Below are 15,619 nucleotides of genomic sequence, written 5' to 3'. Positions count from 1 at the left end.
CTTGAGGGAATTGTCCGACATTTTTCGTCTGTCTAAGGATTCTTAAGGCTTAAGGTTTAAGGTTTAAGGTTTTAAATGTCTTAAAAATTTGATATAATTATAGTCAGTTATAGTCAAAGTAAGAAAGGGAGTCCTTAATGTCGTCAAAAAATACTTCGGACCAGATTGAAGAGTATATCAAGCAGTTGTTGGCTCAGTCAGGTATGACCGAAATTAAGCGATCTCATCTGGCTGAGTCTTTTCAGGTTGTTCCCAGTCAGATCAACTATGTTATAAAGACACGTTTCACAGAGAGTCGAGGTTATTTGGTTGAAAGTAAACGTGGTGGTGGCGGCTACATCCGTATTGCCAAGGTTAAGTTTTCAGATAATCATCAATTGCTGGGTTCTTTGATGGCAACCATTGGTGAGCGAGTTAGCCAACAGGTTTTTGATGATCTTATTCAACTCTTATTTGAAGAAAAGGTGATCACGGAGCGAGAAGGCAACTTGCTGTTATCAATGACTTCTGATGCCGTATTAGGACAAGATGCCCCTTTTATTAGAACTAGAATGTTAAAGAAACTCCTCCATCGGTTGGATAGGAAAAAGGAATCATAATGGTTAAGTATTCACAAAAAATGCAGGAAGTTTTTGGCCTGTCACAAATTATTGCAACACAGTTCTCTTGCCAATTGCTAGAAAGTTGGCATCTTTTGCTTGGATTAATTTCCAGTGATGAAACCATTGCAGGATTAACTTTCCGAGAATTTGACAGTGAGACTGGTGAAAATGATTATTTTGCAGCTGCTATTTTAGCGTCGGAGAAGACTTTTGATGAGAGCATTAATCAGTTTGATCTTCATGAGCAATCAGTAGCGACCGCTGACATCTTGGCTTTTGCGGAACAAATTAGTCAGATTACTGGAGATGACGAGGTTGGTACTGAGCATGTCTTGATGGCGATGCTCCTAAATCCGCAAATGATGCCCATCCGTATCTTGGAATTAGCTGGATTTAAACTCAAAAACGATGGTGAGGGGTCTTCGATTTTTAGTCTCCGTCAAAGTTTAGAGAAGCATGCGGGCTTTACCAAAGATCAAGTCAAATCCATTCACGAGTTGAAAAAACCCAAACGCCCTAAGGCTAATAATTTCACAGATATGATGAAACCACCATCAACAGCTGGAGAATTATCGGATTTCACACGCGATTTAACAGCTATGGCGCAGGCTGGCGCTTTAGAAACGGTTGTGGGCCGCGACAAAGAAATTTCTCGTATGGTACAGGTGCTCAGTCGTAAAACTAAGAATAATCCCGTCCTAGTCGGTGATGCTGGTGTTGGTAAAACAGCTTTGGCTTATGGTTTAGCCCAACGCATTGCTGGTGGTGACATTCCTTATGAGCTGCGTGATATGCGAGTTCTGGAATTAGATATGATGAGCGTGGTTGCAGGAACCCGATTCCGTGGTGATTTTGAGGAGCGTATGAATCAAATCATCGAAGATATCGAGACGGATGGGCATATTATCCTCTTTGTGGATGAAATGCACACGATTATGGGTTCTGGCAGTGGGATGGACAGTACCTTGGATGCGGCTAATATTCTCAAACCAGCTCTTTCTCGTGGCACCCTCCATATGGTTGGCGCAACCACCCAAGAAGAATACCAAAAGCATATTGAAAAAGATGCAGCGCTGTCGCGCCGTTTTGCTAAAATCATTATTGAAGAGCCTGCTGTTGAAGATGCCTTTGAGATTCTCAAAGGACTTCGTCCGAGTTATGAAGCCTATCATCATGTATCGATTTCGGATGATGCCCTGATGACAGCTGTTAAAGCTGCTCATCGTTATATGACCAGTAAAAACCTTCCGGACTCGGCTATCGATTTGATAGATGAGGCTAGTGCGACTGTTCAAACCATGGTAAAAAAAGAAGTTCAAGCAGAGCTTTCGCCAATTGATGAAGCACTTTTAAGTGGAGATCTCAAGACTGTTTCGCGTTTACTTAAAAAAGAAGACACCCTTGCTACTCCCAAAATTGTCAAGGTAAGCGAAGACCATATCATGGCTACTCTTAGTCGTCTGACAGGGATTCCTGTGGAAAAAATGACGCAGGCAGATAATCAAAAGTATCTTAATTTGGAAAAAGAATTACATAAACGTGTTATTGGTCAAGATACAGCAATTTCGGCTATCAGTCGTGCGATTCGTCGTAATCAGTCTGGCATTCGAACTGGTAAACGTCCAATTGGGTCTTTCATGTTCTTGGGACCGACTGGGGTTGGTAAGACAGAGTTGGCTAAGGCCTTAGCAGAAGTTCTTTTCGATGATGAATCAGCCCTTATTCGTTTTGATATGTCTGAATACATGGAGAAATTTGCCGCTTCACGTCTGAACGGTGCCCCTCCAGGATATGTTGGTTACGATGAGGGGGGCGAACTGACAGAAAAAGTTCGTCAGAAACCTTATTCGGTTCTCTTGTTCGATGAGGTTGAAAAGGCCCATCCTGATATTTTCAATGTGCTACTTCAAGTGCTTGACGATGGTGTTTCAACAGATTCTCGTGGGCGCAAGGTTGATTTTTCAAATACCCTGATTATTATGACTTCAAACCTTGGGGCGACGGCACTTCGTGATGATAAGACAGTCGGTTTTGGAGCGCAAGATCTATCACATGACCATGAGGCGATGGAAAAACGTATCTTGGAAGAACTTAAGAAGGCTTATCGTCCTGAGTTCATCAATCGTATTGATGAAAAAGTTGTCTTCCACAGCTTGACGCAAGACCACATGAAAGAAGTGGTTAAGATTATGGTTCAACCGTTGATTAAACAATTGGCTGAAAAAGATATTGTTCTTAAATTCCAGCCGTCAGCTCTCAAACATTTGGCTGAGGATGGCTATGATATTGAAATGGGTGCACGTCCACTGCGCCGTACTATCCAGACACAAGTGGAAGATCACTTGGCAGAACTGGTTCTTTCAGGGGAACTAGCTGCTGGTAATATTCTCAAAATCGGTGTCAAACAAGGGAAACTTAAATTTGATATGGTTTAATTGTTGTTAAAAAGTCTCTGAATCAATCAGAGACTTTTTGCTTGCTGCCTATATAGTCAAATGAATTAACTGTCAAACAAGGAACTGAGATGCGGACCGTACTTGAGTAAGGTAAGTCGGAAGTGATGATATTTCAAAGTTAATGCAGCAGACGACACTCAATGAAAATCACATTTAGACTGGGAGACACTGATACAGGTAGACATGAAATTTATCAAATCAAGTCAACGACGCCTGAGTTTGATTTTCGAAGAGCGTTGATAGAAACGAAGACTTGAACTGCACCCCAAAAGTTGGATAATTAATTATCGAAAAGATTTAGCTCTGTATTACAAAGGCTAAGTCTTTTTAGTTTTTTTGGATTTATAGATTCTTTTATAAAATTAACTATCTTCGATTTTGGGAGCTCCCTAAAAAACTATAATATCATCGCCAGAATTAGTTCCTTTATTTAAAATAATTTAATTTTAAATAAATATTGACATCAAAGTATCGTTATCATAAAATAAAATTATAAATAGGGAATAGAAAGTGTTTAATAAATTAAGCCACTTAACGTATAAAATTAACTCATCTATCATTCAATATTCACTTTATTTAAATAAAAAATATGAAGAAACTATGGAAAATAAGTGGATTTGGGTTGTAGTAGCCCTTGTTGTTCTAGCTGCAGTTGGTTTATATGCTTGGTACTGCACGAGTAGAGGTCGTTCTTTTGCTTTTAATGTGCGATATAATTGGCCTAAGTCAGGACAAATGGGAGTTGCATGTAAGTAAACAATTAGAGAGCTTAGCTAAAGAAAACTAAGCTCTCTAATTGTTAGGAGAAGATATGTTTAATATATGTGAATTAAGCCAATCATTTAAGAGTGATAACATTTTAAATGGAATTACCTGTACATTTCCAGATTCTGAAATCAGCATTATTGTTGGAACGAATGGATGTGGTAAAACAACGTTTTTGAACGTCCTAGCACAGATGATCCCGTACAGTACAGGAGAAATTATTTGTAACGGTTACAAAATTGGAAGTAAAGAATATAAAGAGCAGATATTTTATATCCCATCGGACTTTTATTTACCAGAATATATGACTGGCATTGAATACTTGACTTTTATTTTGAAACATTATAAGAATGCTAATTATAATCAAATCGATATATTACTGGAAATTTTTGATTTGAAAGAATTTAAAGACGTCTTATTAGAAAAATATTCTTTCGGAATGAAAAAGAAAATTCAAATTATTGCAGCTTTTTGTTCGGGAACTCCTTACATTTTAGCGGATGAAGTATTTAGTGGATTGGATTTTGATACAGCTCTATTACTAGAAGAATTATTGAATTTTCAAAAAAGATACAGAAGTTTTGTAATAGTGTCTCACGATATGAATACTCTTAATCGTTTCTCTAACAATATCTATATAATGTCCAAAGGATGCTTGTTACCTTATAAGGGACTAAGTCAGGATATTAAGAACATAATTAAACAAATAGGACAAACTGGTGAAAAATTTGATAAATTACAAAAATATATGGGAGATTTTAACACTTTTTATTAATGATTCTTTCCATGGTGTATTAAACCGTCCTATCTTTAAAAGTAAATTTGGGCGCATTAGTGTAATCTCTTTATTTTTCCTTGCTTATTTTTATTATTTTTACATTAATGCTGTTGAATTTGCAAAATTGGGGCAGAATAGAAATGATTTTTCTCTTTCAGAGTTAGCTATGGTTATCAAATTATCAATTAGTAGCTATAATAATTTATCTTTTATTGTTGGTATCTTTATTTTTCAGCTGTCTCAATCGATTATATTAATAAAAAAGAGTTCTTTGTTTACTGCAAGAATGCTTCCATTCTTGGGGTTAGAAATAAAATATGCTATTCACTTGTTTAAGTTAGTGACCTCTATAGTTATCTATGAACTTTTTTTTATTATTATGATGCCAGGACTACAGGTGATTGGTGATCTACCAATTTCTGGCTTACTATTTTTTTCCTGTCATTGTTCTTTTTTGGTTGGATATATGGCTAGTCATTCTATCTATAATTTTTTTAACAAATACTTTAAAAAATATTTTTCTAAACTAAAAGGTGTTATTTCCTTTGTGATACTGACTTCCACAATGTTTTATTTTTATATCGGAAGGTTTAGAGTGGAATTCTTTTTAGCCAAACACATTCAACCTCCAATATACTTAGCAGTCGTCAGTTTTCTTGTCATGATGATAATATGTTTGGTACTTTTTTTAATAACGTATGATGATATGGAAGAGTCTTTCTTAGGAGGAAAGTATCTGCATATCCCTCTACCAAGATATTTAACAAATGTATTAAAAAGTGTGCTTCGTACAAAATTGTGTGCATCGTCACTATTTATTTTTTCCACATTGGTAATTTATTCTTGCATCACAACTGACTTTAATACGATGATTAAAGTTATGTCTCCACTATATCCTTTCTTAAATATAATTTTTCTTCACTATGCCGACAGCACTTTACAAATCCGAAAATTATATAACCTTATGGGTATATCTGTAAAGAGAGAGTGGTTGGAGATTGTAATGAGTATATTTATTGTTCAAATACCTTTACTCGTAGTAGAAGTTCTTTTTTCGAAAGATTTTGAGAGTTTACTTTGGGGGAGTTCTTTATCAATTGTCTCTGTCATTGTAGGATTTTTATTCCCAAAATCAGAAAGTAGTTTAAATGAAGTCGTTTCAGTAATTCTGTTATTTCTAAACATAATCATCTTAATTACTATAAAATCCTCAATATTTTTAATAATCACATCATTAGTTATTCTGTCATTATTATTGTTTTATATTTTAATAAAGGAAAGAGGCATAAAATATGCAAAAACTAATTAAACAGTTCTCTTATGCTACTTTACTATGGGTTATAGTCTTTTTGATAGACTACGGTGTTGAACTCTTTCAGGTAATAAACTCAGAAAGAGTAACACTCATGGGACTATATATAAAAAGCACTGAGGATTCAAGTGGCCTTTACACTATTTTTGGATTTACCTCTAAAATTATCTGGATTTACTTAGGAGTCATATCCATCTGGTGTGGTATATATTACATGATAATGAGAAGGAGGAATAAAAGATAAATCTTCTTATACTGTTTTTTATATTAATTATTACATTAGGGTTAGTTATAGTTCACGAAGGAATACATTACCTGACTGCTTACTGTCTTGGATTGTCTCCAAAAGTAAAAGCCAGTTTACGAAGTCCATCTATTGTCTATAAAAGTACGGGAAATAACATTAATAACATTTTGGTATCCGGAATAGCTCCGACAATATTAATTATATTAGGTATGTTTATTAATGGTAGAGATATTATTAGCTTTTATACGAAGATATTATGCTTGTCAAATATTCTCAATCTATTACCTTTTACAACAGATGGAGAAGTAATTTTGATGTCAATATTGAATATCGTGAGAAAAAAATGAAACAATTTATTACTATACTATCAGCTTTTTTGCTAGGGTTATCTTTAATTTATTATTTTGTATTTAGTAATTCCTCTAAAAACGAGGTCTTTTCTATCGAACAGTCTCGACAGTTTATTTCACCTCCAATCAATACTACGATGGCATACCTGGCTAAAAATAAGCCTGGTATTTACTATTTTGGATTTAAACGGTGTCCTTGGTGCCAAGAGCTCTTACCTGTCCTTGATGAAGTTTTACAAGAGGAAAAATTAAGTGCTTCTGCTGTTGATACCAAAGATAAAAGTTTCACTAAAAAACACCGAACAGAGTTAGAAGCTATATATAAGAAATATGAAACTGGGAATTTGTCTGTGCCATTTTTGATTATTATTGATAAATATGGCATTATTTCAACCCATGTAGGAACTCTCAATAACCATGATGCAACGAAAAATAAGATGACAACTGAACAGAAGAAGAAACTTAAGAAAATACTTAGAAAAATGGTTACAAACTAGTGATGACCTTGTATCTACTTACCAATCTAAATAGTAAACATATAGTAGGACGGTATCTATCTTCCAGTTTCTATTTTCTACTAACTTAGTATACTTGGGGGCTAGCAAATTATGATAGATGTCTCCTTGTTAGATGGTTACGAAAAACTCACCTCAACAGTCTTTGAGGTGAGTGTTATTTTTATGTGGCTTTAAGCCCAGTCTCGCTCCAATAGCTGCGAAACAAATAAATCTCCCGCTATGCGGGTACGCCTCGACTGTTATACGAAAAAACTCCAAACGCGATACAATAAAAGTGTTCAACCCTAATGTCATAAGAGGCAAGTGACGAGTCAACAGCAATTAGGCTTGAACACAAGGTAAAAGCCAGCGTCTTTAAGCGTTGGCTGGCGATGTGGGCTCTTATAGCCCCTGTTCAAACCATCTGTTAGACGGGTGGTCATGATTTTTATCGAATGGTATTAAATAAGTCCTGAACTTCTTGGAAGCTCTCTGCACGTGAGACGGCGCCACGGACTTTAGCTGCGCCTGCTGTACCACGCAAGTAATGAGGTGCAAGTCCGCGGAATTCACGGACAGCAATCATCTCACCTTTGAGCTCAACTAGGCGCTTGAGGTGGTCTTCAGCGATGTCTAATTTTTTAGCAAAGGGTAAGTCTGGTAATTCTTCACCGGTTTCGAAGAAGTGATTGATTTGTGTAAAGATGTACGGGTTGTTCATGGCGGCACGACCAACCATAACGGCATCAACGCCGATTTCTTCAATCATAAAAGTTGCATCATGAACCGTTTTGACGTCACCATTGCCGATAAATGGAATTTTTGTGATGGCTTTGGAGACGCGAGCCAGTGTTTCGTGGTCACAATGTCCGCGGTACATTTGTTCGCGCGTACGACCATGCATAGCAAGAGCAGAGACACCAGCAGACTCGGCAGCAAGGGCATTTTCCACGGCGAGTGAACTATCGGACCAGCCAGTACGCATTTTAACAGTTAGGGGAATATCAAGGACAGATGTCACTTCGCTAACGATGTGGTAAATCTTGTCTGGATCTTTGAGCCATTTAGCACCGGCTTCGTTTTTGACGACCTTGTTAACTGGGCACCCCATATTGATGTCAACAATATCAGCTTTGGTGTTGGCTTGGATGAAGTCCGCGGCACGTTTTAGGCCTTCGGCATCACCACCGAAGAGCTGGATTGACATTGGGTGTTCATTTTCGTCAATGTGGAGCATGTGGAGGGTCTTTTCATTGTTGTAGAGTAATCCTTTTTCAGAAATCATCTCCATGACAACAAGTCCTGCTCCGAACTCCTTAGCGATGGTACGAAAGGCTGAGTTAGTGACCCCTGCCATAGGTGCTAAGACCGTACGATGCGGGATTTCGACGTTTCCAATCATAAAGGATGAATTAAGCTTTGTCACGGATAATTGCCTCCAAATCATCTTGGTTAAATCGGTATTTTGTGCCACAGAACTGACAAACAATTTCAGCCCCGTGGTCTTTGTCTTTCATGTCTGTTAAATCAGCGATTGGTAGGGAAGCAAGAGCTGACTCAAAACGATGGCGCGAGCAATCGCAGTTGAAACCGATGGTTTCTTCTGACAGACGTCTATACGGCTCATCACCATAGATAGCTGATAGCAGGGCGTCAATGTGGTCCTCGGATTCAAGGAGCGTTGAAATGGCTGGCATGTTTTGGATACGCTGCTCGTAGCGGCTGATTTCCTCCTCAGTCGCACCGGGAAGGACCTGGAGCATGAAGCCCCCTGCTACTTTGACTTGGTCGTTCTCATCTAAGAGGACATTGAGACCCACAGCAGAAGGAGTTTGCTCACTTTCTGTTAGGTAGAAAGCGAGGTCTTCGCCGATTTCACCTGAGACGATAGGTGTTGTTGATGTGTAGGGATTTCCAGTACCATAATCAACGATGACAACGAATTGACCAGAGCCCATGAAAGGACCAACAAGAACTTCACCAGTGGCTGTTTTCTTGATATCAACGCCGGTGTTTTGGATATAGCCTTTAACATTTCCTTTGGTATCTGCTACGGAGATGATATGGCCGAAAGAGCTGTTGCCAATGACTTTGACGGTGATTTTACTATCCCCCTTTTGATTAGCAGCTAGGATTTGGTTGGCAATGAGGGTACGTCCAAGAGCAACTGTTGATGATGCTAGGGTTTGGTGGTTTATTTGTGCTTGTTTAACAGTTTCGGTGCTATCAAGGACATAAGCCCTAAAGGCACCTGATTCTGAAATCGATTTGATTAATTTATCCATAAGCTCTATTTTACCATATTTACCAGCAGTTTGGGGTAAGAGAAAACTCCTCAATGGAGGAGTTCAATCTTGAAATGAACGCTTTTTACTGGTTATCTGGTGTGATCTCTTCTGCTTCGACGTCTTTTTGCACTTCTTTCCCTTCGTTAAGGAGGGCTTGGACAATCTTTTGGTCGCGAAGTTTGACAGAATCATTGATCGTTTCAGCTGATTTGACGATAGCTGTTTCGAGTTGAGCCCTTTGCTTGCGACCGTTGTCGATGGCAGCAATAATGCCATTATTTTGTTCAACTAGACTTTCAGCTAATGCGGTGACTGATTCGATAGACATGGTTGGGCTTTGGGCGGAGCGTTCAAGGGCAGGGATGGCTTCTTTGCTGGTTTGTGCCAACATTTCAAGAGCGGCATTATTAGCATTAACAATGGCATCTGCAGTTGCGCCGGATTTAACGGATTGTTGCAACATCCCCAATTGGGCGATTGAGAGCTTCATGGTTGGAATGGTGTTGCGCCGGAGCATGCCGAGTTTTTGACGCATGTCTGATGACACTTTGACCAGGTTACGCATCTGAGGTGTTGTCGTCCAAGCCACGTAGAGACGGCTGATATACTCAGTGTGTTGTTGTTCTAAAGTATTGATAACTTCAGTCATGCGGGCCAATTCTTCTGTCTTAGCATGGAATTCTGGATCAGCATTGTCTAATAGAGCCACTTGCTTTTGTAGTTTGGCAGCACGTTTGGCTCCCTCGTTCTGAGTAGCTTCTAAGAAGGCAATGACACCGACTAAATTTTCGATCGATTCGGTATTGTCTTCAATTAGCATTTCAGCAGACACGATATTACGCGCCAAGGTTTCTTCTTGCTTGACGACAGTGGCAGCCATGCTATCCATTTTTTGTTCAATATTTTTTGAGTCGAAGTAGAATTCCTGTAAGCTGGATTTGCTTTTATTGAAAATCTTTTCGATAAAGTTTGGCTTTTTCTCTAATTCAGCAGGTTTGACGTCTTTGTATTTAGCGATAAAGCCGTTGAGTTCACGATTAGTCGCAGCAAGTAAATCATCTACTTGTGGAATTTCGAGTTTTTTCTGTTCAGAGAGGATGTGATTAACAGTCTTGTTGACCTCTTCGACAGCAGAAGTACCAAAGTCTAGCAGGTAATTTTGGTCATCTATAAAAGCATCGACAAGAGCAGGAGCTTTGGCTTGGATAGCCGATCGCTGCTCAGGTGTCAATTTCTCTAAGAAGGCTATTTGTCCTGTGCTTGTTTCTGAATCAGCAGCGATAATTTCGGTGGTCTTATCTGTTTTAGCGACAGTACTATTAGCAATTTTATCAATGTCAAAATTAAATTCAGCCATGTCAATTTCCTTTTCTTTCTATTATTATAGTTTGTCGCGCATCATACGTAGACTGACGTCAAAGTCTTTGAGACCAGATTCGTTGAGTTGGCGCAAGGTTTCATCTAATTCTAAGTCGAACTGATGCAGTGCCTCTTTGGCTTCAGCTAGCCGCTCTTGTGCATTGTAATAATTTTTAGGCGCCTCTTTGATTTTTAAGTAACCCGTCAGAATATCGTCGAAACGTCGCATATTGTTTTCGTGTAGGGCAGTCAGTTCAGCTTGATTATCAGCTTCCTTAATTTTTTCCATAATTGTACGGTGATCACGTTGGATGTTATGGTAGATGGTGGTTAGTTCTGGCGCCCGTTTTAGAAGCATTGTTTCTTCTTCGCTAGCTGGTTCTAAGTCAGTAGCAATGTGAAGGCGTTCTAATTGTAGATTAACATCTGCCTTGACATCATTGGCCTTTTTAGTGACGCGGCGATAGATTTTAAGGTCCATGTCATTTTTTAAAACTTCCGATTCAGCTGTGATTTGATCTAGTTTGGGTAATAACTGGCGAGCAACAATGCTATACTGTGTGTAGTCTTGATCGGCTAAGTAATTATCCAAAAGTTTCACTTGGCGATCAGCTTGCTGAATGGTATCTTTTAAATCTTGCAAACGTAAGGTTGTATTTCGCCTTTGGAGAGCCGTTGGACGATTGGCTACATAGTAAGTACCGAGGAGTCCAGAAAGGGTAATGAAGACGATAAGGACGAGAAAGAATTCCATGCCATACCAATCACTTTCTAATTTTTTGAAGGTAATAATATTGTACTCTAAAGACCATTTGAAAACAATTGTTTACCCATGAATTCAAAAATAAGTGGCTAGGAAAACTCGTCAATCTGAGGTAGGTAAAAAATCAACCCAGACCAGAAAGTAGACAACTCCTCTTGAACATGACACTATCGAGGAGGTGACCTTTATACCTTTAATAATGCCCCTCTTAAAAGTGTTGATACGAGAGTGTTTCCAAGAGGTTTATTGTTTTTAAACATAAAGAAAAAAGATTGAAGAAAATTGTTCGAAATGAACGTTTTCTTCAATCTGAGACTGTTATAAGTTGAGATTTAAATCCTTGTCAGTATATAGTTTTGCCTTTTGGCAGAGAGTGGAAATTATCCAAGTGATTACCGCTGGTAGAACAAAAGAGATGAGTCCTAAACCAATCCAGTCAAAACTGGTGATGGCCGCTTTTTGTCCAGTGGCTATATCTGATAACCAGCCTGTATAGACGCCAATTTGACCGACCAGTCCGCTTGTTCCCATGCCAGAAGCGATAGCGGGTCCATTCATTTCTAGCTTGAAAAATATGGTTGCTAAGGGACCTGTGATGGCAGAGGTTACAATTGTGGGTAACCAAATGATAGGTTTTTTAAGGATATTAGGTACTTGCAACATTGAGGTTCCTAAGCCTTGCGCAATTAACCCTGCAAAACCATTAGCTTTAAAAGACATTATGGCAAAACCGACCATTTGTGCACAACAGCCAGCCAAAGCAGCCCCACCAGCTAACCCTGTGAGGCCAAGTGCTGCACAGATTGCGGCAGAGCTAATTGGAAGTGTCAAAGCCATGCCAACAATGATAGAGACCAGCATTCCCATGATAAAGGGCTGTAAATCGGTTGCCCACATGATGAGACTTCCTAAAGAAATAGCAAGTTTTCCGATGCTTGGTGCCATCAAAAGAGCTAGAAAACTACCTGATACAATCGTCACCAAAGGGGTAACAATAATGTCGAGTTTGGTTTCTTTGCTGATTAGTTTACCGGCTTCGCAAGCTACAAGAGAAATCAGATAGACGGCTAAGGGACCGCCAGCACCTCCTAATTGGTCACTAGCTTGTCCAACGGCAAGTAGAGAATAAAGCACTAGGGGCGGTGCTTGAAGAGCGTAGCCTATTGCCAGGGCCATTGCAGGGCCTTTGACGCTGGAAGCAAAATGGCCAACATCAGTAAGTATGGAAAGGCCCGTCAACTGACCGAGGGTAGAGAGGATTGTGCCAACTAACAGCGAAGCAAATAGTCCTTGAGCCATGGCAGAAAGGGCATCTATCAGGTAGGCTTTTGGGGATAGACTAACCCCTTTTCGTTTGAGGAATGACATCTCTATGTTTCTTTCTAAAAGGTATTCTTCTCATTTTATCTTAAAAGAGGTTTTCTGCCAAGTATTATTCGGAAATTGTTTTATTTTTAATGCAGATGATGTGTTCTGTAGTAGAAAAAACTTGATTTTAAATGTTTTATGGCAAAAGTTTTCGGTTTTTGCTATAATAGGGTGTAAGATAAACTCGCAGGTGAAATTCCTGCCAAATGTTTTTCAGAAAAGGAGCAGGGTTTCGCTCAGCTATTGGGCAGGGCCCGGATCAAATATATGACATCTGTAGTTGTTGTTGGTACCCAATGGGGTGACGAAGGTAAAGGTAAAATCACGGATTTCTTGTCAGCGGATGCGGAAGTAATCGCTCGCTATCAGGGTGGTGATAATGCAGGCCACACAATCGTGATTGATGGAAAAAAATTCAAGTTGCACCTGATTCCGTCAGGAATTTTTTTCAAGGAAAAAATCTCAGTTATTGGTAATGGTGTGGTTGTTAATCCAAAATCTTTGGTTAAAGAATTGAACTACCTCCACGAAGAAGGTGTGACGACGGATAACCTTCGTATTTCAGATCGCGCTCATGTTATTCTTCCTTACCATATCAAGCTTGATCAACTTCAAGAAGATGCTAAAGGTGATAACAAAATCGGTACAACCATCAAAGGGATTGGCCCAGCTTACATGGATAAAGCTGCGCGTGTTGGGATTCGTATTGCAGATCTTTTAGACAAAGATATCTTTGCGGAGCGTCTTAAAACAAACTTGGCTGAGAAAAATCGTCTCTTTGAAAAAATGTATGAATCAGATCCGATTACCTTTGAGGAGATTTTTGAAGAATACTATGCTTATGGTCAGGAGATCAAGCAGTATGTTACAGACACATCAGTCATTCTTAATGATGCTTTAGATGGCGGCAAGCGTGTTCTTTTTGAAGGAGCGCAAGGTGTTATGTTGGATATTGACCAAGGAACATACCCATTTGTAACCTCATCAAACCCAGTTGCTGGTGGTGTGACTATTGGTTCAGGTGTCGGCCCATCTAAAATCAACAAAGTCGTTGGGGTATGTAAAGCCTACACCAGTCGCGTTGGTGATGGTCCTTTCCCAACAGAACTTTTTGACACAGTTGGTGACCGTATCCGTGAAGTTGGTAAAGAGTATGGTACAACTACTGGTCGCCCACGCCGTGTGGGATGGTTTGACTCTGTTGTTATGCGCCATAGCCGTCGTGTATCAGGGATTACCAATCTTTCACTTAACTCAATCGATGTCCTTTCAGGACTTGACACGGTTAAAATCTGTGTGGCTTACGACCTTGATGGTGAACGTATTGACCATTACCCAGCAAGTCTTGAGCAGCTCAAACGTTGTAAACCAATCTACGAAGAACTTCCAGGTTGGTCTGAAGATATCACTGGCGTTCGCAGTCTAGAAGATCTTCCTGAAAATGCTCGCCATTATGTTCGCCGAATTGGCGAATTAGTTGGTGTCCGTATCTCGACTTTCTCAGTAGGACCAGGACGTGAGCAAACTAATATCATGGAATCTGTTTGGGCTAATAGCTAAAAGGCGTAATCTGATTAACGGTTATTAGCAGATAGTAAAATGATGATAATCAATTCCCTAAAAGATAGTTGTTTCTAGGGGTAAACATAAGGATATAGTAGAGGCTGAAACTAGTGTTTCAAGCCTCTTTTTGCTGTTCAAAAGTAATGAGTTCCTGGCCACCTCCTACTAGTAGATAAAAACTAATACTCTTCGAGATTCCAAAACAGATGTTATTGACTTGATCTGATGAGCGTCAGTCCTATCTATCAGCGTCGCCTAGTCTACTTTTGATTGTCATTGAGTATCATTAACTCTCTTACAGGCAGTGATGTTTCGCTATGATAGACGGCCTTTGACTTGAAAAGTTCATGGCTTGATGCTAAGTAGAATACTACTCTATCTTCGTTAATATATTAACCAATCTGCGTTCGTCATTGGTGAACTGGATAGGCTCGCAAGGAGAGTTTATCCACAAATCTAGATTTAATGAAGACATTTTTAAGCTTGACAAGGCATTAACATATATTATATACTTAAACTGGTTATAACAAGTTAGAGAGGAAATTGTTGATGACAACTAATAAACCTTTGTATCTAAAAATGGTAGATACTCTTGAATTAGCGATCAGAGATTCAATGTCGCCACATGATAAACTACCATCTGAGCGTGAACTTAGTGAGACCTTTGATGTTAGCCGGATTACGGTTCGTCAAGCGTTGAAGGAACTGGAAGCGAGAGGGTTTATCTATAAGAAGCAAGGTAAGGGGACTTTTGTTTCTAGCATTGAGAACGTTAAGACAGACTTATCGTCTGCTTATAGTTTTACAGAACAGATGAAAAAGTTAGGGAAGAAACCTGAAACAAGAATTTTGTCCTTTGAAAAAGTGCAGGTAACCCCCTATCTAGCCACCTATCTCAATATGGAACTAGGCACTGAGGTGTTTGAGTTAGAACGTTTGAGGTTGGCAGATGGCTTACCTCTCATGTTTGAAAGAACTTACATGCCTGCCGAACTCTTTAAGGATTTGTCTAAGGAAGAATTACCCCGAAAACCTCTTTATGATATTTTTGCACAAGATTTTAATCAAACGATTCGAGTTGCTGAGGAGGAATTTTCAGCTAGTATTGCCTTAGATTATGAGGCTGATCTGTTAGACATTAAAAAAGGTTCAGCTGTTTTGCAGATAGCACGGCGAACTTACAATGATAAGAATATGCTGATTGAGTTTACCTTAAGTACTGCACGTGCCGATCAATTTCGTTATCACATTACTCATCAACCATCTTAGGA

General features: G+C 39.1%; 14 protein-coding genes. 9 read left to right on the top strand and 5 right to left on the bottom strand.

The window, feature by feature from the left end:
• The first annotated feature begins 137 nt into the window (after positions 1-137).
• The 7 genes from A2G56_RS06250 (at position 138) to A2G56_RS06220 (ending at position 7,007) form a co-directional block, all read left to right on the top strand.
• A complete protein-coding gene (locus A2G56_RS06250; RefSeq protein ID WP_062710490.1) occupies positions 138-599 on the top strand; it encodes a CtsR family transcriptional regulator in 462 nt (153 codons plus the stop codon).
• A complete protein-coding gene (locus A2G56_RS06245; protein WP_062710487.1) occupies positions 599-3,037 on the top strand; it encodes an ATP-dependent Clp protease ATP-binding subunit in 2,439 nt (812 codons plus the stop codon). Before A2G56_RS06250 ends, A2G56_RS06245 begins: the two co-directional genes overlap by 1 nt.
• Before the next feature lie 531 nt (positions 3,038-3,568).
• On the top strand, positions 3,569-3,814 hold the full coding sequence (locus tag A2G56_RS06240; protein ID WP_237334393.1) for a hypothetical protein: 246 nt from the start codon (positions 3,569-3,571) through the stop codon (positions 3,812-3,814).
• 55 nt (positions 3,815-3,869) lie between these two features.
• On the top strand, positions 3,870-4,598 hold the full coding sequence (locus tag A2G56_RS06235; RefSeq protein ID WP_062710484.1) for an ATP-binding cassette domain-containing protein: 729 nt from the start codon (positions 3,870-3,872) through the stop codon (positions 4,596-4,598).
• Entirely contained in the window at positions 4,543-5,910 is a 1,368-nt protein-coding gene (locus tag A2G56_RS06230; protein WP_062710482.1) for a hypothetical protein, read from the top strand. Before A2G56_RS06235 ends, A2G56_RS06230 begins: the two co-directional genes overlap by 56 nt.
• Positions 5,911-6,249: 339 nt before the next feature.
• A complete protein-coding gene (locus A2G56_RS11170; protein WP_418080403.1) occupies positions 6,250-6,507 on the top strand; it encodes a hypothetical protein in 258 nt (85 codons plus the stop codon).
• Positions 6,504-7,007 carry a TlpA family protein disulfide reductase gene (locus A2G56_RS06220; RefSeq protein ID WP_157761204.1) on the top strand — a complete coding sequence of 168 codons (504 nt, stop codon included), beginning with the start codon at positions 6,504-6,506 and terminating at the stop codon, positions 7,005-7,007. Before A2G56_RS11170 ends, A2G56_RS06220 begins: the two co-directional genes overlap by 4 nt.
• A 448-nt stretch (positions 7,008-7,455) precedes the next feature.
• Here the strand turns inward: A2G56_RS06220 and dusB are convergent, their stop codons facing one another.
• From dusB to A2G56_RS06195, 5 genes are all read right to left on the bottom strand, one after another.
• A complete protein-coding gene (gene dusB / locus A2G56_RS06215; protein ID WP_062710473.1) occupies positions 7,456-8,433 on the bottom strand; it encodes a tRNA dihydrouridine synthase DusB in 978 nt (325 codons plus the stop codon).
• Positions 8,420-9,292 carry an Hsp33 family molecular chaperone HslO gene (gene hslO, locus A2G56_RS06210; RefSeq protein WP_062710470.1) on the bottom strand — a complete coding sequence of 291 codons (873 nt, stop codon included), beginning with the start codon at positions 9,290-9,292 and terminating at the stop codon, positions 8,420-8,422. Before hslO ends, dusB begins: the two co-directional genes overlap by 14 nt.
• Positions 9,293-9,377: 85 nt before the next feature.
• Positions 9,378-10,652 carry a toxic anion resistance protein gene (locus A2G56_RS06205; RefSeq protein ID WP_062710467.1) on the bottom strand — a complete coding sequence of 425 codons (1,275 nt, stop codon included), beginning with the start codon at positions 10,650-10,652 and terminating at the stop codon, positions 9,378-9,380.
• Between the two features lie 24 nt (positions 10,653-10,676).
• The gene (locus A2G56_RS06200) at positions 10,677-11,408 is read right to left on the bottom strand and encodes a hypothetical protein (RefSeq protein WP_062710465.1); all 732 of its coding nucleotides are present in this window, start codon (positions 11,406-11,408) and stop codon (positions 10,677-10,679) included.
• A 327-nt stretch (positions 11,409-11,735) separates the two neighbouring features.
• A complete protein-coding gene (locus A2G56_RS06195; RefSeq protein ID WP_062710462.1) occupies positions 11,736-12,785 on the bottom strand; it encodes a PTS sugar transporter subunit IIC in 1,050 nt (349 codons plus the stop codon).
• Between the two features lie 267 nt (positions 12,786-13,052).
• Here A2G56_RS06195 and A2G56_RS06185 point away from each other — a divergent pair, with 267 nt between their 5' ends.
• Both A2G56_RS06185 and A2G56_RS06180 read left to right on the top strand, forming a co-directional pair.
• A complete protein-coding gene (locus tag A2G56_RS06185; protein ID WP_062710456.1) occupies positions 13,053-14,345 on the top strand; it encodes an adenylosuccinate synthase in 1,293 nt (430 codons plus the stop codon).
• Between the two features lie 552 nt (positions 14,346-14,897).
• Positions 14,898-15,617, top strand: coding sequence for a GntR family transcriptional regulator (locus tag A2G56_RS06180; protein WP_062710454.1), 720 nt, complete (start codon positions 14,898-14,900; stop codon positions 15,615-15,617).
• Positions 15,618-15,619: the final 2 nt, after the last annotated feature.

It is taken from the genome of Streptococcus halotolerans (genome assembly GCF_001598035.1).
In the GTDB taxonomy this organism is placed as follows: domain Bacteria; phylum Bacillota; class Bacilli; order Lactobacillales; family Streptococcaceae; genus Streptococcus; species Streptococcus halotolerans.
This window is presented reverse-complemented; position numbering and strand designations above follow the sequence as displayed.

What these genes read in the sequence shown, in the direction of transcription:
- A2G56_RS06250 (WP_062710490.1), top strand. Translation starts at nt 138, where the DNA reads ATGTCGTCAAAAAATACTTCGGACCAGATTGAAGAGTATATCAAGCAG.
- A2G56_RS06245 (WP_062710487.1), top strand. Translation starts at nt 599, where the DNA reads ATGGTTAAGTATTCACAAAAAATGCAGGAAGTTTTTGGCCTGTCACAA.
- A2G56_RS06235 (WP_062710484.1), top strand. Translation starts at nt 3,870, where the DNA reads ATGTTTAATATATGTGAATTAAGCCAATCATTTAAGAGTGATAACATT.
- A2G56_RS06220 (WP_157761204.1), top strand. Translation starts at nt 6,504, where the DNA reads ATGAAACAATTTATTACTATACTATCAGCTTTTTTGCTAGGGTTATCT.
- hslO (WP_062710470.1), bottom strand. Translation starts at nt 9,292, where the DNA reads ATGGATAAATTAATCAAATCGATTTCAGAATCAGGTGCCTTTAGGGCT.
- A2G56_RS06205 (WP_062710467.1), bottom strand. Translation starts at nt 10,652, where the DNA reads ATGGCTGAATTTAATTTTGACATTGATAAAATTGCTAATAGTACTGTC.
- A2G56_RS06200 (WP_062710465.1), bottom strand. Translation starts at nt 11,408, where the DNA reads ATGGAATTCTTTCTCGTCCTTATCGTCTTCATTACCCTTTCTGGACTC.
- A2G56_RS06195 (WP_062710462.1), bottom strand. Translation starts at nt 12,785, where the DNA reads ATGTCATTCCTCAAACGAAAAGGGGTTAGTCTATCCCCAAAAGCCTAC.
- A2G56_RS06185 (WP_062710456.1), top strand. Translation starts at nt 13,053, where the DNA reads ATGACATCTGTAGTTGTTGTTGGTACCCAATGGGGTGACGAAGGTAAA.
- A2G56_RS06180 (WP_062710454.1), top strand. Translation starts at nt 14,898, where the DNA reads ATGACAACTAATAAACCTTTGTATCTAAAAATGGTAGATACTCTTGAA.